Origin of the sequence: Pseudomonas sp. CM27 (assembly GCF_013179515.1) — a bacterium.
Lineage (GTDB): Bacteria > Pseudomonadota > Gammaproteobacteria > Pseudomonadales > Pseudomonadaceae > Aquipseudomonas.
In genome coordinates this window covers 1-14,637 of record NZ_JABMCN010000148.1, presented here as the reverse complement: position 1 = coordinate 14,637, position 14,637 = coordinate 1, and the positions used below count along the sequence as shown (strand labels likewise).

At 63.4% G+C, this 14,637-nt stretch carries 17 protein-coding genes; 8 read left to right on the top strand and 9 right to left on the bottom strand.

Features of this window, described 5'->3' with window-relative positions; all coding sequences use genetic code 11:
* The first annotated feature begins 35 nt into the window (after positions 1–35).
* The 4 genes from zur (at position 36) to HP547_RS18330 (ending at position 2,901) form a co-directional block, all read left to right on the top strand.
* A complete protein-coding gene (gene zur / locus HP547_RS18345; protein ID WP_172287023.1) occupies positions 36–521 on the top strand; it encodes a zinc uptake transcriptional repressor Zur in 486 nt (161 codons plus the stop codon).
* Positions 518–1,291, top strand: a complete 774-nt coding sequence (znuC, locus tag HP547_RS18340; protein WP_172287022.1) for a zinc ABC transporter ATP-binding protein ZnuC — start codon at positions 518–520, stop codon at positions 1,289–1,291. Before zur ends, znuC begins: the two co-directional genes overlap by 4 nt.
* Positions 1,284–2,066 (top strand): zinc ABC transporter permease subunit ZnuB, encoded by a 783-nt coding sequence (gene znuB / locus HP547_RS18335; protein WP_172232155.1) that lies wholly within the window; start codon positions 1,284–1,286, stop codon positions 2,064–2,066. The genes znuC and znuB overlap by 8 nt, the downstream gene beginning before the upstream one ends.
* Before the next feature lie 127 nt (positions 2,067–2,193).
* The gene (locus HP547_RS18330; protein WP_172232152.1) at positions 2,194–2,901 is read left to right on the top strand and encodes a PA5502 family lipoprotein; all 708 of its coding nucleotides are present in this window, start codon (positions 2,194–2,196) and stop codon (positions 2,899–2,901) included.
* 62 nt (positions 2,902–2,963) lie between these two features.
* On the opposite strand, the gene katE is transcribed toward HP547_RS18330, so the two are convergent.
* Entirely contained in the window at positions 2,964–5,108 is a 2,145-nt protein-coding gene (gene katE, locus HP547_RS18325; protein ID WP_172287021.1) for a catalase HPII, read from the bottom strand.
* A gap of 226 nt (positions 5,109–5,334) precedes the next feature.
* Between katE and HP547_RS18320 the strand changes: the two genes are divergently transcribed.
* The 3 genes from HP547_RS18320 (at position 5,335) to HP547_RS18310 (ending at position 7,848) form a co-directional block, all read left to right on the top strand.
* Positions 5,335–6,342: an ATP-binding cassette domain-containing protein gene (locus tag HP547_RS18320; RefSeq protein WP_172287020.1), complete on the top strand. Its 1,008-nt coding sequence runs from the start codon at positions 5,335–5,337 to the stop codon at positions 6,340–6,342.
* Positions 6,342–7,013, top strand: a complete 672-nt coding sequence (locus tag HP547_RS18315; RefSeq protein WP_010951513.1) for a methionine ABC transporter permease — start codon at positions 6,342–6,344, stop codon at positions 7,011–7,013. Before HP547_RS18320 ends, HP547_RS18315 begins: the two co-directional genes overlap by 1 nt.
* A 64-nt stretch (positions 7,014–7,077) precedes the next feature.
* Positions 7,078–7,848, top strand: coding sequence for a MetQ/NlpA family ABC transporter substrate-binding protein (locus HP547_RS18310; protein ID WP_172287019.1), 771 nt, complete (start codon positions 7,078–7,080; stop codon positions 7,846–7,848).
* 128 nt (positions 7,849–7,976) lie between these two features.
* On the opposite strand, the gene HP547_RS18305 is transcribed toward HP547_RS18310, so the two are convergent.
* The 5 genes from HP547_RS18305 to HP547_RS18285 are packed head-to-tail and all read right to left on the bottom strand — an operon-like array spanning position 7,977 to position 11,860.
* Positions 7,977–8,609 carry an SCO family protein gene (locus HP547_RS18305; RefSeq protein ID WP_172287018.1) on the bottom strand — a complete coding sequence of 211 codons (633 nt, stop codon included), beginning with the start codon at positions 8,607–8,609 and terminating at the stop codon, positions 7,977–7,979.
* The gene (cyoE, locus tag HP547_RS18300; protein WP_172287017.1) at positions 8,606–9,499 is read right to left on the bottom strand and encodes a heme o synthase; all 894 of its coding nucleotides are present in this window, start codon (positions 9,497–9,499) and stop codon (positions 8,606–8,608) included. Before cyoE ends, HP547_RS18305 begins: the two co-directional genes overlap by 4 nt.
* Complete coding sequence (locus tag HP547_RS18295; RefSeq protein ID WP_172232291.1) at positions 9,484–10,563, bottom strand: heme A synthase; 1,080 nt, start codon at positions 10,561–10,563, stop codon at positions 9,484–9,486. The genes cyoE and HP547_RS18295 overlap by 16 nt, the downstream gene beginning before the upstream one ends.
* Before the next feature lie 9 nt (positions 10,564–10,572).
* Positions 10,573–11,154, bottom strand: coding sequence for a hypothetical protein (locus HP547_RS18290; RefSeq protein WP_172287016.1), 582 nt, complete (start codon positions 11,152–11,154; stop codon positions 10,573–10,575).
* Entirely contained in the window at positions 11,123–11,860 is a 738-nt protein-coding gene (locus tag HP547_RS18285) for an SURF1 family protein (RefSeq protein ID WP_172287015.1), read from the bottom strand. The genes HP547_RS18290 and HP547_RS18285 overlap by 32 nt, the downstream gene beginning before the upstream one ends.
* 63 nt (positions 11,861–11,923) lie before the next feature.
* Between HP547_RS18285 and HP547_RS18280 the strand changes: the two genes are divergently transcribed.
* The gene (locus HP547_RS18280) at positions 11,924–12,127 is read left to right on the top strand and encodes a twin transmembrane helix small protein (protein WP_054902213.1); all 204 of its coding nucleotides are present in this window, start codon (positions 11,924–11,926) and stop codon (positions 12,125–12,127) included.
* A 111-nt stretch (positions 12,128–12,238) separates the two neighbouring features.
* Here the strand turns inward: HP547_RS18280 and HP547_RS18275 are convergent, their stop codons facing one another.
* From HP547_RS18275 to HP547_RS18265, 3 genes are all read right to left on the bottom strand, one after another.
* Complete coding sequence (locus HP547_RS18275) at positions 12,239–13,126, bottom strand: cytochrome c oxidase subunit 3 (protein WP_172287014.1); 888 nt, start codon at positions 13,124–13,126, stop codon at positions 12,239–12,241.
* 16 nt (positions 13,127–13,142) lie between these two features.
* Positions 13,143–13,709 (bottom strand): cytochrome c oxidase assembly protein, encoded by a 567-nt coding sequence (locus tag HP547_RS18270; RefSeq protein WP_172226568.1) that lies wholly within the window; start codon positions 13,707–13,709, stop codon positions 13,143–13,145.
* A 10-nt stretch (positions 13,710–13,719) separates the two neighbouring features.
* A partial coding sequence (locus HP547_RS18265) for a cbb3-type cytochrome c oxidase subunit I (RefSeq protein ID WP_172287013.1) occupies positions 13,720–14,637 on the bottom strand: 918 nt, incomplete at its 5' end.

The following is a 14,637-nucleotide window of genomic DNA, read 5'->3' as shown; positions in this document are numbered from 1 at the left end:
CATAATAACGTCTCCATCCAGAACCGTCGCTGCCCATGTCCATCACGCCGCTGGCCAACCGTCCCCACGATCACTCCCACTGCGTACACAGCGCACTGGCTGAAGCCGACGCCTTGTGCACCCGCCAGGGCCTGCGCCTGACCGCGTTGCGCCGCCGGGTGCTGGAGCTGGTGTGGCAAAGCCACAAGCCGCTGGGTGCCTACGACATCCTCGCCGTGCTCAGCGAGCAGGACGGCCGCCGCGCCGCGCCGCCGACGGTGTACCGCGCTCTGGACTTCCTGCTGGAAAACGGCCTGGTGCACCGTATCGCCTCGCTCAACGCCTTCATCGGCTGCAGCCACCCCGAGCATGTGCACCAGGGCCAGTTCCTGATCTGCCGCGTCTGCCACGTGGCCATCGAGCTCGAACAAAGCAGCATCAGCGACGCCATCATCAACAGCGCCAAAGGCGTAGGCTTCACCGTCGAGACCCAGACCGTCGAAGTGGTCGGCCTGTGCGGTACCTGCCGGAGCGCGGCATGAGCGACGCACTGATCCGCCTGGAGCAGGTCGGCGTCACGTTTGCCGGCGAAGCGGTGCTCGACAGCATCGACCTGTCGGTCGCACCCGGCCAGATCGTCACCCTGATCGGCCCCAACGGGGCAGGCAAGACCACCTTGGTACGCGCCGTGCTCGGGCTGCTCAAGCCGCACCGTGGCAAGGTCTGGCGCAAGTCCAGGCTGCGTATCGGCTACATGCCGCAAAAAATTCAGGTAGATGCCACGCTGCCGCTGTCGGTGCTGCGCTTTTTGCGCCTGGTGCCCGGAGTAGACCGTGCGGCAGCCCTGTCGGCGCTGCAGGAAGTGGGCGCCGAGCAGGTCATCGACAGCCCCATCCAGACCATTTCCGGTGGTGAGATGCAGCGCGTGCTGCTGGCCCGGGCACTGCTGCGCGAGCCCGAACTGCTGGTGCTGGACGAACCGGTGCAAGGCGTCGACGTGGTCGGTCAGACCGAGCTGTACAACCTGATCACCCGCTTGCGCGACCGCCACGGCTGCGGTGTGCTGATGGTCTCCCACGACCTGCATCTGGTCATGAGTGCCACCGACCAGGTGGTTTGCCTGAACCGCCATGTCTGCTGTTCCGGCCACCCCGAGCAGGTCAGCAATGACCCGGCCTTCGTCGAACTGTTTGGCCAGAACGCCCCAAGCCTGGCCGTCTACCACCACCATCACGACCACAGCCACGACCTGCACGGTTCGGTGGTTGCGCCTGGCACCCATGTTCACGGAGAGCATTGCAAGCATGGCTGATTTTCTTCTTTACGCCTTGCTCGCAGGCTTGTCCCTGGCAGTAGTCGCGGGCCCGCTCGGCTCGTTCGTGGTGTGGCGACGCATGGCGTACTTCGGCGACACCCTGTCGCATGCCGCGCTGCTGGGTGTGGCCATGGGCTTTGTGCTGGACGTCAGCCCGGCGCTGGCGGTAACCGTGGGCTGCCTGTTGCTGGCGATCTTGCTGGTGACCTTGCAGCAACGCCAGCCGCTGGCCTCTGACACCCTGCTCGGCATCCTTGCCCCCAGCACCTTGTCGCTGGGCCTGGTGGTGTTGAGCTTCATGCACGACGTGCGCATCGACCTGATGGCCTACCTGTTTGGCGACCTGCTGGCGATCAGTCCCACCGACCTGGCCTGGATCCTGGGCGGCAGCGCGCTGGTCCTGCTGCTGCTTGCGGCGCTGTGGCGGCCACTGCTGGCGGTGACCGTGCACGAAGAGCTGGCGATGGTCGAAGGCCTGCCCGTGGCCGGCCTGCGCATGGCATTGATGCTGCTGATTGCGGTGGTGATTGCCGTGGCCATGAAGATTGTCGGCGTACTGCTGATCACCTCGCTGCTGATCATTCCTGCCGCTGCGGCGCAGCGGCACGCCCGCTCCCCCGAGCAGATGGCTCTGGGCGCCAGCTTGCTGGGCGTGACGGCGGTTTGCGGCGGCCTGGCCATGTCCTGGTTCAAGGACACCCCTGCCGGCCCATCGATCGTGGTCTGCGCGGCGGTGCTATTCTTGCTGAGCCTGGCCCTGCCAAAACGCTGAAAAACCGGGCGTGTGATGGCACGCCCTGCAACCTTTGGCCGGGTAAAGGGTCTGTAAGACCTGTTTTCGAGCGTGCGCACCTGGGTGTAGACTTGCTCGCTTTTTGCGCAAATAGAGAGTCGCAGGAATGAAGCCGTTTGCCTCCCGTTATCTGCTTGTCGCCGCGTTTTCCCTGTTACTGGCTGCCTGTTCCAGCGCGCCGGTCGAACAGGCCACCGCACCTGCCCAAGCCGATGCCTGGCAGCAGTTGCAACAGAATATCGCCAGCAACGAGCTGGCCACCGCCGAAGACCAGCTGGCTGCGCTGCAAGCCCAGTCGCCGGATGACGCGCGCGTGGAACAATACCAGCGCCAGTTGGCCGAAGCCTACCTGCAGCGCAGCCAGATCGTGCTGCAGAAGGGTGATGTGAACGCGGCGGCCACCGCCCTGTCCCGAGCCCGTGCACTGATGCCGCAAGCCCCGGCAGTAACCGGTGGCGATGCCGTGACGCAGGCACGCAAGGCCGAGCTGGAAAAGGCCGAGGCGGCGCTGAAGGCTGCAGAAGCCAAGCCCAGGGCACGTATCATCGACCCGACGGCGCCAAGCACCGTGGTCGCCTTGAAGACCACCGACAGCCGCGCGCTGCGCCGCCAGCTCGATGATATTGCAGCGGATGTGGTGAGCTATGACTGCGAGGTGGTGTTCCAGGTGCCGCGCACCGAGGACGCGCCCTGGTTGAAGACCTTGCTGGAAAAGCGCGTGCGCAAACTCGACAGCGGCTTCGAGCTGCAGCAGAAACATCAGATCCAGCGTTCGCTACCGGCGCAGGTGGTGCTGGTCCCGCATCAGCGTTGATGTCTTCGCAGGTAAACCCGCCACATTCCTGTGGGAGCGGGTTTACCCGCGAAGAGGCCCGATCAGGCGGGAACAGATTCCGCAGCCGCCTCCCGCTCCCACACCCGATGCCCTTCGACAGCCTTGACGAAGGCGTCCACGGCGTTCTGGTCATCCCCCAGCAACAGCCCCTTGTCCTCCTTCAGCCCCAGCGCATCCACCAGCACCTTGCCCTCTTTGGCAAAACCTATCGCCTTCAGGTGCTTGTAAGCTTCGAGCAGGAAGTGCTTGGCCAGCCCACTGGCCCCCAGTGCATCCAGTGCCGCCTTGCCAGCCGGCACCAGCACCCCGTCGAACATGATCGAAGGCATGCCTTCCATTGACGCGTCCACCGGCAGCGCCTTGCCATCGGCCGCCTTGACCGGCGCCGATGTGGGGCCAAGCAGCAGAATCCGAGCACTATGGGCCTCGAGGGCTTTGACCAGCCGGTCGACACTGCCGCCATCCACGCCATCGGCCAGCAGCACGGCGATCTTGCGCCCCTTGATGCCCACAACGCCCGGGTGGTTCATCTGGCTCAAGGCCGGCGAGGCGGCAAGCTTGCTGCCCTTGACCTTGACGGTACCTGCCTTGGGCGCTGGCAACCCGAGGTTCGCGGCCACGGCGGCGGCCAGCTTCAGGTCGATGTTGGCCAGAATTTCGTTCACCTCCCGTGCACGAATCGCCTCCCGCTCGACCTTGCCCAGTTCAAAGCTGTAGGCCTTGATGATGTGCTGCTGCTCGGTCGGGCTCATGCTCTGGAAGAACAGCCGCGCCTGCGAGAAGTGGTCGCCGAACGACTCGCTGCGCTGGCGGATCTTGTGCGCATCAATGCGTTCCTGGTAGCTCTCGAAGCCACCATCCTGCGCTGCAGGAGGCGTTTCCTTCGGCCAGCCGCCGTCGATGGAGTTCGGTTCGTAGGAGGCGCGGCCCTTGTGCACGACATGCTGGTGCAAGGCATCGCGCTGGTTGTTGTGGTTGGGCGCGACAGGGCGATTGATCGGGATCTGGTGGAAGTTCGGCCCGCCCAGTCGGCTTAGCTGGGTGTCGGTGTAGGAGAACAGCCGGCCCTGCAGCAACGGGTCATTGGTGAAGTCGATACCCGGCACGATATGGCCAGGGCAGAAGGCCACCTGCTCGACCTCGGCGAAGAAGTTGTCCGGGTTGCGGTTGAGCACCATCTTGCCCAGCGGGGTCACCGGTACCAGTTCTTCAGGAATGATCTTGGTCGGATCCAGCAGGTCGAAATCGAACTTGTGCTCGTCCGCCTCAGGCACGATCTGCACGCCCAGCTCCCATTCCGGGTAGTCGCCCGTTTCTATGGCCTCCCACAGGTCACGGCGCTGGAAGTCGGTATCCTTGCCGGCCAGCTTCTGCGCTTCGTCCCAGAGCAGCGAATGCACGCCATGGCTCGGCTTCCAGTGGAATTTCACGAAGCTCGCCACCCCTTCGGCATTGATAAGGCGGAAGGTATGCACGCCGAAGCCTTCCATCATGCGCAGGCTGCGCGGGATGGCACGGTCCGACATGGCCCACATCACCATGTGCGCCGACTCCGGCACCAGCGAGACGAAATCCCAGAAAGTGTCGTGAGCCGACCCGCCGGTGGGCATCTCGTTATGAGGCTCCGGTTTTACCGCATGCACGAAATCGGGAAACTTGATCGCATCCTGGATGAAAAATACCGGCATGTTATTGCCAACCAGGTCGAAGTTGCCTTCATCTGTATAAAACTTGACCGCAAACCCGCGCACATCCCGCACCGTGTCCCCCGAACCGCGTGGGCCCTGCACCGTGGAGAAACGCACGAATACCGGGGTGATCTTCTCCGGGTCCTGGAGGAAGCCGGCCTTGGTCAGTTCGGCGTGGTTGCCATAGCTCTGGAAGAAGCCGTGTGCACCGGTACCCCGGGCATGCACGATGCGCTCGGGGATGCGCTCGTGGTCGAAGTGGGTAATCTTCTCGCGCATGATGAAGTCTTCAAGCAGCGAGGGGCCACGGTCACCCGCCTTGAGCGTGTTCTGGTTGTCGGCGACCCGCACACCCTGATTGGTACGCAGGGCGTGACCAGTGGCATCGCTGCGCACGTCCTCGAGGCTCTGCAGCTTGGCATTGGTGTTGGCCCGGTCGGGGGTCTGGGTTCCGGCGGCCTCGCTGTGCTTGGGCGCGTCCGTGTTCTTGTTGGGCATGATCGGCTCTCCTCGTCAGTCTTCAGGCGTGCCCTGTTCGGGCTTGTTTCATTAGTGACTGGAGGGCTTTGACAAGCGTTCAATCAGGATTACCGGTTGTCGCGATATGCCCGAAGGATTGGTGCATTACGAAATAAATGCTAAGAACAGCTATGGGAAAAGGCTAAAATGCGCGACCCCAGCTAACCGCTGACCCAAATTCCATGCGCCCCACAAGGTTCGCTACGTGATCGAGTTCCAACATGTCCACAAGACCTACCGCGTCGCCGGTAGGGAAATCCCCGCACTGAATCCGACCAGCCTGACCATCGAGAATGGCCAGGTGTTCGGCCTGATCGGCCATTCGGGTGCCGGCAAAAGCACCATGCTGCGCCTGATCAACCGCCTGGAAGAGCCCTCCGGCGGCAAGATCATCGTTGACGGCGAAGACGTCACCGCCTTCAACGCCAGCCAACTGCGCGGTTTCCGTCAGCAGGTCGGCATGATCTTCCAGCACTTCAACCTGCTGGCGTCCAAGACCGTCGCCGACAACGTTGCCCTGCCACTGACCCTGGCCGGTAAATTGTCGGGCAGCGAAATCGACAAGCGGGTCACCGAGCTGCTGGCCCGCGTAGGCCTGTCGGACCACGCCAGAAAGTATCCGGCACAGCTGTCGGGCGGCCAGAAGCAGCGCGTCGGCATCGCCCGCGCCCTGTCCACCAACCCCAAGATCCTGCTGTGCGACGAAGCCACCAGCGCCCTCGACCCGCAAACCACGGCGTCGGTCCTGCAATTGCTGGCCGAGATCAACCGTGAGCTGAAGCTGACCATCGTGCTGATTACCCACGAAATGGACGTGATCCGCCGGGTCTGCGACTGCGTGGCGGTGATGGACGCCGGCCAGATCGTCGAGCAAGGCTCGGTGGCCGACGTGTTCCTGCACCCGCAGCACCCCACCACCAAGCGCTTCGTCCAGGAAGACGAGCAGGTCGACGAAGGCGAGCAGCGTGATGACTTCGCCCACGTGCCGGGCCGCATCGTGCGCCTGACCTTCCAGGGCGACGCCACCTATGCACCGCTGCTGGGCACCGTGGCCCGCGAAACGGGCGTGGACTACAGCATCCTCGCCGGGCGTATCGACCGCATCAAGGATGTCCCCTATGGCCAGCTCACCCTCGCCCTGATCGGCGGTGACATGGAAGCGGCGTTCGCCCGCTTCAAGGCAGCTGACGTACATATGGAGGTACTGCGTTGATGGACGCCCTGAATTTCTTCGCCAACGTCGACTGGGCCGAAATCTGGCTGGCCACCGTCGATACCATGATCATGCTGTTCGGCTCGCTGTTCTTCACCGTGCTGCTGGGCCTGCCGCTGGGCGTGCTGCTGTTCCTCTGCGGGCCGAAGCAGATGTTCGAGCAGAAGGGCGTGTATGCGCTGCTGTCGCTGGTGGTCAACATCCTGCGGTCGCTGCCGTTCATCATCCTGCTGATCGTGATGATCCCGTTCACCGTGCTGATCACCGGCACCTCGCTGGGCGTCGCCGGTGCCATTCCGCCGCTGGTGGTGGGTGCCACGCCGTTCTTTGCACGCCTGGTTGAAACCGCCTTGCGTGAAGTGGACCGCGGCATCATCGAAGCCACCCAGTCGATGGGCGCCACCACCCGCCAGATCATCACCAGCGCGCTGTTGCCAGAGGCCCGCCCGGGCATCTTCGCCGCGATCACCGTAACTGCCATTACCCTGGTTTCGTACACCGCGATGGCCGGTGTGGTCGGTGCCGGCGGCCTGGGCGACCTGGCCATCCGCTTCGGCTACCAGCGTTTCCAGACCGACGTGATGGTGGTCACCGTGGTGCTGCTGCTGGTGCTGGTTCAAGTGCTGCAGAGCGTGGGCGACAAACTGGTCGTGCATTTTTCCCGTAAGTAACCCCAATGGGGTCGGCCCGGCCGACCCGTTCGGGGGCCGTCGCGGCCCTCACAAGGAGTGATTCATGAAGAAGCTGCTTGCTGTTGCTGCCGCTGTTGCGGCCTTCTCGGCCCACGCCGATACCCTGACCGTTGCCGCCACCCCAGTGCCGCACGCCGAGATCCTCAACTTCGTCAAACCGCAGTTGGCCAAAGAGGGCGTGGAGTTGAAGGTGAAGGAATTCACCGACTACATCCAGCCGAACGTACAGGTTGCCGAAAAGCGCCTGGACGCCAACTTCTTCCAGCACCAGCCGTACCTGGATGAGTTCAACAAGGCCAAGGGCACCCAGCTGGTGAGCGTGGCCGGCGTGCATATCGAGCCGCTGGGCGTGTATTCGACCAAGATCAAGAAGCTCGACGAGTTGTCTTCCGGCGCCACCGTGGTCATCCCCAACGATGCCACCAACGGCGGCCGCGCCCTGCTGCTGCTGGACAAGGCCGGCGTGATCAAGCTCAAAGACAACAAGAACATCCTGTCCACCGTGAAGGATGTTGCCGAAAACCCGAAGAACGTGAAGTTTCGTGAGCTGGAAGCGGCCACCATCCCGCGCGTGCTGACCCAGGTCGATGCCGCCCTGATCAACACCAACTATGCGCTGGAAGCCAAGCTGAACCCTGAAAAAGACGCCCTGGCCATCGAAGGCAGCGATTCGCCTTACGTGAACATCCTGGTTGCCCGCCCGGACAACAAGGACTCGGACGACATGAAGAAGCTGGCGGCTGCACTGCACTCGCCTGAGGTGAAGCAGTTCATCATCGAGAAGTACAAGGGCGCTGTGGTTCCGGCGTTCTGATCCCACATCCCCGGGGCCGCTTTGCGGCCCATTCGCCGGCAAGCCAGCTCCCACAGGTACAGCGCCAACCTCAGGTTCTGTGAGGCCCCTGTGAGAGCTGGCTTGCCGGCGAAGCTTTCAGAGCCACATCAATCCCGTTTAACCAGCCCAGGCAACTGCGCCACCAGCTTCTGGTTGTTGAACGGCGCCCGAATGAACCCGCGCTGACGCCCATCCGGCCCGACGATCGCCAGGTTGCCGCTGTGATCCACGGTATACCCCGGCTTGCTGGTATCCGCCGGAATGAACGGAATGCTCAAGGCATTGGCCAGTTTCTGGGTATCTTCGATCGACCCTGCCACGCCGACAAAATCCTTGTCGAAATAGCCCAGGTACTGCTTCAGCTGATTCGGCGTATCGCGATTCGGGTCCACGCTCACCAGCACCACCTGCAGCCGGTCGACAGCTTCCTTGGGCAGTTCGCTCTTGACCTGACGCAGCTGGGCCAGGGTAGTCGGGCAGATATCCGGGCAATAGGTGTAGCCAAAGAACAACAGCGACCATTTGCCTTTCAGGTCATCCAGCTGCACCGGCTGGCCGTCCTGGTTGGTCATGCTTACATCCGCCACGGTGCGGCTCTGCGGCAGCAGGATAATGCCGGCGCCGATCAGCTCGGTGGGGTTGGGCTGGTCGCGGCCATTGAGCACCTTGTTGACGGTCAGGCCCATGATCAACGCGACCAGGGCGACGAGGATGAAGACGGTTTTCTGGGTTCGGGTCATAGGTTCAACAACAGGTAGTGGTCTAGAAGCAACGCGATGAACAGCGCGAACAGGTAGCCGATAGAGTACTTGAAGGTGCCGATCGCTGCGTGCGGCCGGCTGCCACGGTACAACACCCAGGCCCATTGCAGGAAGCGCAGCCCCAGCACCAGTGCACAGCCCAGGTACAGCGGGCCGCTCATGTGAATGGCATACGGCAACAAGCTCACCGCCAGCAATATCAAGGTGTACAGCAGGATATGCAGCTTGGTGTAGCGCTCGCCGTGGGTCACCGGCAGCATCGGGATCTCGGCCTTGGCGTATTCCTCCTTGCGGTGGATGGCCAGGGCCCAGAAGTGCGGCGGGGTCCAGGCGAAGATGATCAGTACCAGCAGCAACGGCTCGGCGCTGACATGGCCACTGACCGCGACCCAGCCCAGCAGCGGCGGCGCGGCACCGGCCAGGCCACCAATGACGATGTTCTGCGGCGTGGCACGTTTGAGGAAGCCGGTGTACAACACCGCGTAGCCCAGCAGCGAGGCCAGGGTCAGCCAGGCGGTGAGGGCGTTGGTGAACACCAGCAGCAAGGCCATGCCCAGCAACGCCAGCGCCAGGGCAAACAGCAGCGCCGGCAGCGGCTCGACGCGGCCTTGGGCCAGGGGCCGCTTGTGGGTGCGCGCCATCAGCGCGTCGATGCGCCGGTCCACCACGTGGTTGACCACCGCCGCGCCGCCGGCGCACAAACCTATGCCCAGGTTGCCGAACAGCAGCACGTTCCAGCTCACACCCGCGCGGGTGGCGAGGAACATGCCTGCCAGCGAGGTGATCAGCATCAGCACCACCACCTTGGGCTTGGTCAGCTCCAGGTAATCGCGCCAGCTGGCCCGCCGTGTACTCAGAAGCGTCGCCACGAGTCGTTCCTCATGTGATGGGAAATGCCCACGCCGACAACCGGCCGCAGGCGCCAGCCTTGGCCGACACCGACCCGAACCTTGTCGACCACGCGGATGCGGTAGTTCACCAGCACCATGCTCAGCAGCAACAGCGCCCCGCCGGCGTTGTGCGCAACGGCCACAGCCAAGGGCAGGTGCAGCAGCACATTGCTGATGCCCAGGCCGATCTGCACCGCCAGCGCCAGCAACACCAGCCGTCCCAGGCCGGGAAGGCCGCAGCGGTGCAGCTTCCAGCTGAGCATCATTAGCACACCGGTAACCAGCAGCGCGCCCAGGCGGTGGCTGATGTGGATGGCCGTGCGCGCATCACTGTCCAGTTGCCCACCCAGGTAATTGGGGCCGACATGCTGGGTAAGGTGGAAGCCGTTGCTGAAATCCGCCGCAGGCCACCATTGGCCATGGCAGGTAGGCAGGTCGATACAGGCGACGGCTGCATAGTTGGCGCTCACCCAGCCGCCCAGGGCAATCTGGCCGATCACCACCAGCAGGGCCAGGGCCGCAATGCGGCGCAGGCTCAACGGCAGCTTGGGCAATGGCGCAAAGGCCCGGGACAGCCGCAGGGACAACAGGAACAGCAGGCTCAATGTGGTGAAGCCACCAAGCAGGTGCGCCGTGACCACCTGCGGCCACAGTTTCAAGGTGACCGTCCACATGCCGAAGGCCGCCTGCGCCAGCACCACCCCCAGCAACAGCACGGGCAGGCGATAGGGCTGGCCGTCGCGGGCGTGCCGGCGCACCGCTTGCAAGGCAAGCAGGGCAATGACCATAGCCAGGGTGCCGGCGAAGTAGCGGTGGACCATCTCGGCCCAGCCCTTTGCGGCTTCCACGGGGTGCTCGGGGAAGTGCAGCTCGGCATGCGCCAACTGTGCTTCGCTCTTGGGCACGCTGATGAAGCCATAGCAACCCGGCCAGTCAGGGCAGCCGAGGCCGGCGTGGGTCAGGCGGGTATAGGCACCGAGCAGGACAACCACCAGTGCCAGCAAGGTGGCGAACACAGCTATGCGGAATCCAGGTCTGGCCATGGCAGGCTCCTAGCCGATATTGGACAGCTTGAGCAGGTGGCGCAGGTCGTCCAGCACGTGCTTGCCGTTGACCTTGCCGTCATAGCGCAGTACCAGGTTGCCGTGCGGGTCGACAATCCACAGCTTGGGGCCGGGCTCGCCGACCTTCTGCAGGTAGCGCGGAGCGTCCAGCGGGTAGCGTTGCAATTGTGGATATTCGCGACCGAGCAACGCCTGGTAGTCAGCGCTCAGCGGCTGGGCGGCAGCCAGCGCATTGCTGGCACGGCTGGCATCCCGGCCTAGCCCGACCTGGATCTGCCGGGCCAGGTAGACCAGGCGCTGGCAGTCCTCGGCACAGGCCTGGGGTGCGCTCACCAACAGCTGCCAGCGCTCGTCGTGGCCCGCCACGCCGAGGTCGGTACGGCTCTCGCCATTGCCGATCATGGCGCCGTGGTAGCTGCGGCCTTCCGGTACCCAGAACTTGAGCTTGTACATGCTGGTGGCCAGGATCATCGGCCCGAGCACCACCAGCAGAATCAACAACAGCTGCAAACGCCCGCGGGCTCTGGGTTTGCCGGGTTCAGGCAGGTCCAGTGGAGTGGCGGTGGCCATGGCGTTTCTCCTTGTTGTGGTGCCAGCCGAAATAGAGGTAAAGCAGCAGCAGGGCAGCCGCCAGGGCAAACCACTGCACGGCGTACCCCAGGTGTTTTTCCGGGCCCATGGCGACTACTGGCCAGTCCAGGCGATAGGTCGCCGGCCCTGGTTCCAGGCGCAGTTCATGGGCATAGCCTTCGCGGTCGAGCTGCTGCCACAACTGGGCGGCGTCGACGGCAGTCAGCAGGTGCGGCCATTGGCCGCCGAGCGGATCGGGATGTAGCTGGAAGGTGTGGCCCGGCGATACATACACCGCAGCGTCCAGCGCCAACGCCTGGGTTGGGGTGCCGAAATGCACCGGCACGCGGCGGTCTGGCCATGGCAGCCAGCCACGATTGACCAGCAGCCACTGCCCGCTGGCCTGGTCATGGAAGGGTTGCAGCAATTCGACCCCGGCCTGGCCGTCGCGCATGCGGTTGTCCAGCAACACGCTGTGCCCGGCGTCGAAGCGACCGAATAGATGCACACGGCGGAAGGCATTGTCTTCATCCGCCGTCAGCTGGGTGGTGGCCAATGGCACCTCGACCCGCCGTTCGGCATAGCTGGCCAGCAGTGCGCGCTTTTCTTCGGCACGGCCGAGTTGCCAGCAGCCAAGCGCGACCAGCCCCGGCAGCAGTGCAAGCACCACCAGGGTGGGTACCCAGCCTGGGCGAAACGGCTTCATCGCAGCCTCGCCCGGTCGATCGCTATACTTATCCACATCACCGCATCCCCCCGGAGTGTCGCCATGCTCAAGGCCGCGATTGTCCTGATGCTGTTGGCCACGGTTGCCAGCCTGTTCAGTGGCCTGGTGTTTCTGGTCAAGGACGATGAAAACTCGACCCGCTTGCTCAAGGCGCTGACCGTGCGCGTGACCCTGGCTGCCCTGACCATCGGCCTGGTGGCCTGGGGCTTCATCAGTGGTCAGCTGGTTTCACACGCCCCCTTCTGAATCTGCATTTGCTTTGATGGCCTCATCGCCGGCAAGCCAGCTCGCACAGGAACCCCCACATGCGCCAGGTCCAGTGGGCCCCTGTGAGAGCTGGCTTGCCGGCGATTGGCCCTAGAGCACATAGACAAAGATGAACAACCCCACCCACACCACATCGACGAAGTGCCAGTACCAGCTCGCCGCCTCGAAGCCAAAGTGTTTCTCCGGGTTGAAATGCCCGCGCAGGATGCGCACGAACATGACGATCAGGATGATCGTGCCCAAGGTCACGTGGGCGCCATGGAACCCGGTAAGCATGAAGAACGTCGCCCCGTAGATCCCCGAACCCAGTGTCAGCCCCAGCTTGGTGTAGGCCTCGTGGTACTCGTAGGCCTGCAACGTGATGAAGCAGATGCCCAGCAAGATGGTCAGCGCCATCCACAGTTTCAACGGGCCGCGGTGGTCCCGACGCAAAGCATGGTGGGCAATGGTGATGGTCACGCTGGAGCTGACCAGCAAGATGGTATTGATCAGCGGCAGATGCCACGGGTCGATCACTTCCTTGGGCGGCGGGAACAGCTTGGGGTCGGGCGTATGCAGCAGCGGCCAGGTGAACTCGAAGGTGGGCCACAGCATGTGCGCCACGCCCTTGGCACCTTCGCCCCCCAACCACGGCCCGGCCAGCACGCGCACATAGAACAGCGCGCCAAAGAAGGCCATGAAGAACATCACCTCGGAGAAGATGAACCAGCTCATGCCCCAGCGGAACGAGCGGTCCAGCTGCGGGCTGTACAACCCCGCGCGGCTCTCCTTCACCACCGCACCAAACCAGCCGAACAGCATGTAGGCCAGGAACAACGCGCCGACGAAGAAAATAAGCGGCCCGTGCGAGTCGGGGTGGCCGGCCTTCATGTCGTTGAACCAGGTGCCCAGGCCGAACACCGTGATGAACATACCGATGGTGGCGATAATCGGCCACTTGCTCTGCGCCGGAACATAGTAGTGCTGATGACTTGCCATTGCTGTTCTCCTTCCCTTAACGGGCGCCCTGGACGTCCTGGGCCGCAACATGCGCGACCGGCGGGTGGCGAGCGGTGATGTCGAACAAGGTGTAGGCCAGTGTCAGGTGCTTCACGCTGGCCGGCAGGTCGCGGTCGACGATGAAGCGCACCGGCATCTCGATGCGTTCGCCGGGTTGCAGCACCTGCTGGGTAAAGCAGAAGCACTCGGTCTTGTGGAAATACGCCGCAGCCTCGGCCGGGGTGATGCTGGGAATGGCTTGCGCGCTCATCGGCCGGTCCGTCGGGTTGTGGGCAATGAAGATCATCTGGTTCACCGCCCCCGGGTTGACCTCCAGCTGGTCGGCGGTGGAGTAGAAATCCCAGACCATGTCGCTGGCATTGGTCGACATGAACTGCACCCGCACTGCGCGCGTCGGGTCGCTGACCTGGCTGCCCTCGTACTGCCCACCGGTCTTGCCGTTGATGCCGAAGGCCTTGCACATCACGTCGTAGATTGGCACCAGTGCAAAGCCGAAGGCGAACATCACCACCGTCAGCATCAGCAGGCGCGTTACCAGGCGTTTCAGCGACAGGCCGTTCATGGCAGGTTTCCTATTTCACTTCCGGCGGTGTCTGGAAGGTGTGGTAAGGCGCGGGCGAGGGGATCGACCACTCCAGGCCCTCGGCGCCATCCCAAGGTTTGGCCGGTGCCGGCGCCCCGCCACGGATGCACTTGATGACGATGAACAGGAAGAAGATCTGCGTGGCGCCGAACATGAAGGCACCGATCGAGGACACCATGTTGAAGTCGGCGAACTGCAGGTTGTAGTCGGGAATACGCCGCGGCATGCCGGCCAGCCCTACGAAGTGCATGGGGAAGAAGGCCATGTTCATGCCAATGAACGACAGCCAGAAGTGCAGCTTGCCGAGGGTTTCGTCGTACATGTAGCCGGTCCATTTCGGCAGCCAGTAGTAGGCCGAAGCGAAGATGCCGAAAATCGCCCCGGGCACTAGCACGTAATGGAAATGCGCCACCACGAAGTAGGTATCGTGGTACTGGAAGTCCGCCGGGGCGATCGCCAGCATCAGCCCGGAAAAGCCGCCGATGGTGAACAGGATCACAAAGGCGATGGCGAACAGCATTGGCGTCTCGAAGGTGAGCGAGCCTTCCCACATGGTGCTGACCCAGTTGAACACCTTCACCCCGGTGGGCACGGCGATCAGCATGGTGGCGTACATGAAGAACAGCTCGCCCACCACCGGGATACCGACCACGAACATGTGGTGGGCCCAGACGATGAACGACAGGAAGGCGATGGCGCCGGTGGCGTACACCATCGAGGTGTAGCCAAACAGCGGCTTGCGCGAGAAGGCCGGAATGATCGAGCTGACCGCGCCGAAAGCCGGCAGGATCATGATGTACACCTCGGGGTGGCCGAAGAACCAGAACACATGCTGGAACAGCACCGGGTCACCGCCACCTGCGGCACTGAAGAAGCTGGTGCCGAAATGAATGTCCATCAGCATCAT

Excerpts from the sequence above, each read along its gene's own strand:
- zur (WP_172287023.1), top strand. The coding sequence starts at position 36 with ATGTCCATCACGCCGCTGGCCAACCGTCCCCACGATCACTCCCACTGC.
- znuC (WP_172287022.1), top strand. The coding sequence starts at position 518 with ATGAGCGACGCACTGATCCGCCTGGAGCAGGTCGGCGTCACGTTTGCC.
- znuB (WP_172232155.1), top strand. The coding sequence starts at position 1,284 with ATGGCTGATTTTCTTCTTTACGCCTTGCTCGCAGGCTTGTCCCTGGCA.
- HP547_RS18330 (WP_172232152.1), top strand. The coding sequence starts at position 2,194 with ATGAAGCCGTTTGCCTCCCGTTATCTGCTTGTCGCCGCGTTTTCCCTG.
- katE (WP_172287021.1), bottom strand. The coding sequence starts at position 5,108 with ATGCCCAACAAGAACACGGACGCGCCCAAGCACAGCGAGGCCGCCGGA.
- HP547_RS18315 (WP_010951513.1), top strand. The coding sequence starts at position 6,342 with ATGGACGCCCTGAATTTCTTCGCCAACGTCGACTGGGCCGAAATCTGG.
- HP547_RS18310 (WP_172287019.1), top strand. The coding sequence starts at position 7,078 with ATGAAGAAGCTGCTTGCTGTTGCTGCCGCTGTTGCGGCCTTCTCGGCC.
- HP547_RS18305 (WP_172287018.1), bottom strand. The coding sequence starts at position 8,609 with ATGACCCGAACCCAGAAAACCGTCTTCATCCTCGTCGCCCTGGTCGCG.
- HP547_RS18295 (WP_172232291.1), bottom strand. The coding sequence starts at position 10,563 with ATGGCCAGACCTGGATTCCGCATAGCTGTGTTCGCCACCTTGCTGGCA.
- HP547_RS18290 (WP_172287016.1), bottom strand. The coding sequence starts at position 11,154 with ATGGCCACCGCCACTCCACTGGACCTGCCTGAACCCGGCAAACCCAGA.
- HP547_RS18285 (WP_172287015.1), bottom strand. The coding sequence starts at position 11,860 with ATGAAGCCGTTTCGCCCAGGCTGGGTACCCACCCTGGTGGTGCTTGCA.
- HP547_RS18280 (WP_054902213.1), top strand. The coding sequence starts at position 11,924 with ATGCTCAAGGCCGCGATTGTCCTGATGCTGTTGGCCACGGTTGCCAGC.
- HP547_RS18275 (WP_172287014.1), bottom strand. The coding sequence starts at position 13,126 with ATGGCAAGTCATCAGCACTACTATGTTCCGGCGCAGAGCAAGTGGCCG.
- HP547_RS18270 (WP_172226568.1), bottom strand. The coding sequence starts at position 13,709 with ATGAACGGCCTGTCGCTGAAACGCCTGGTAACGCGCCTGCTGATGCTG.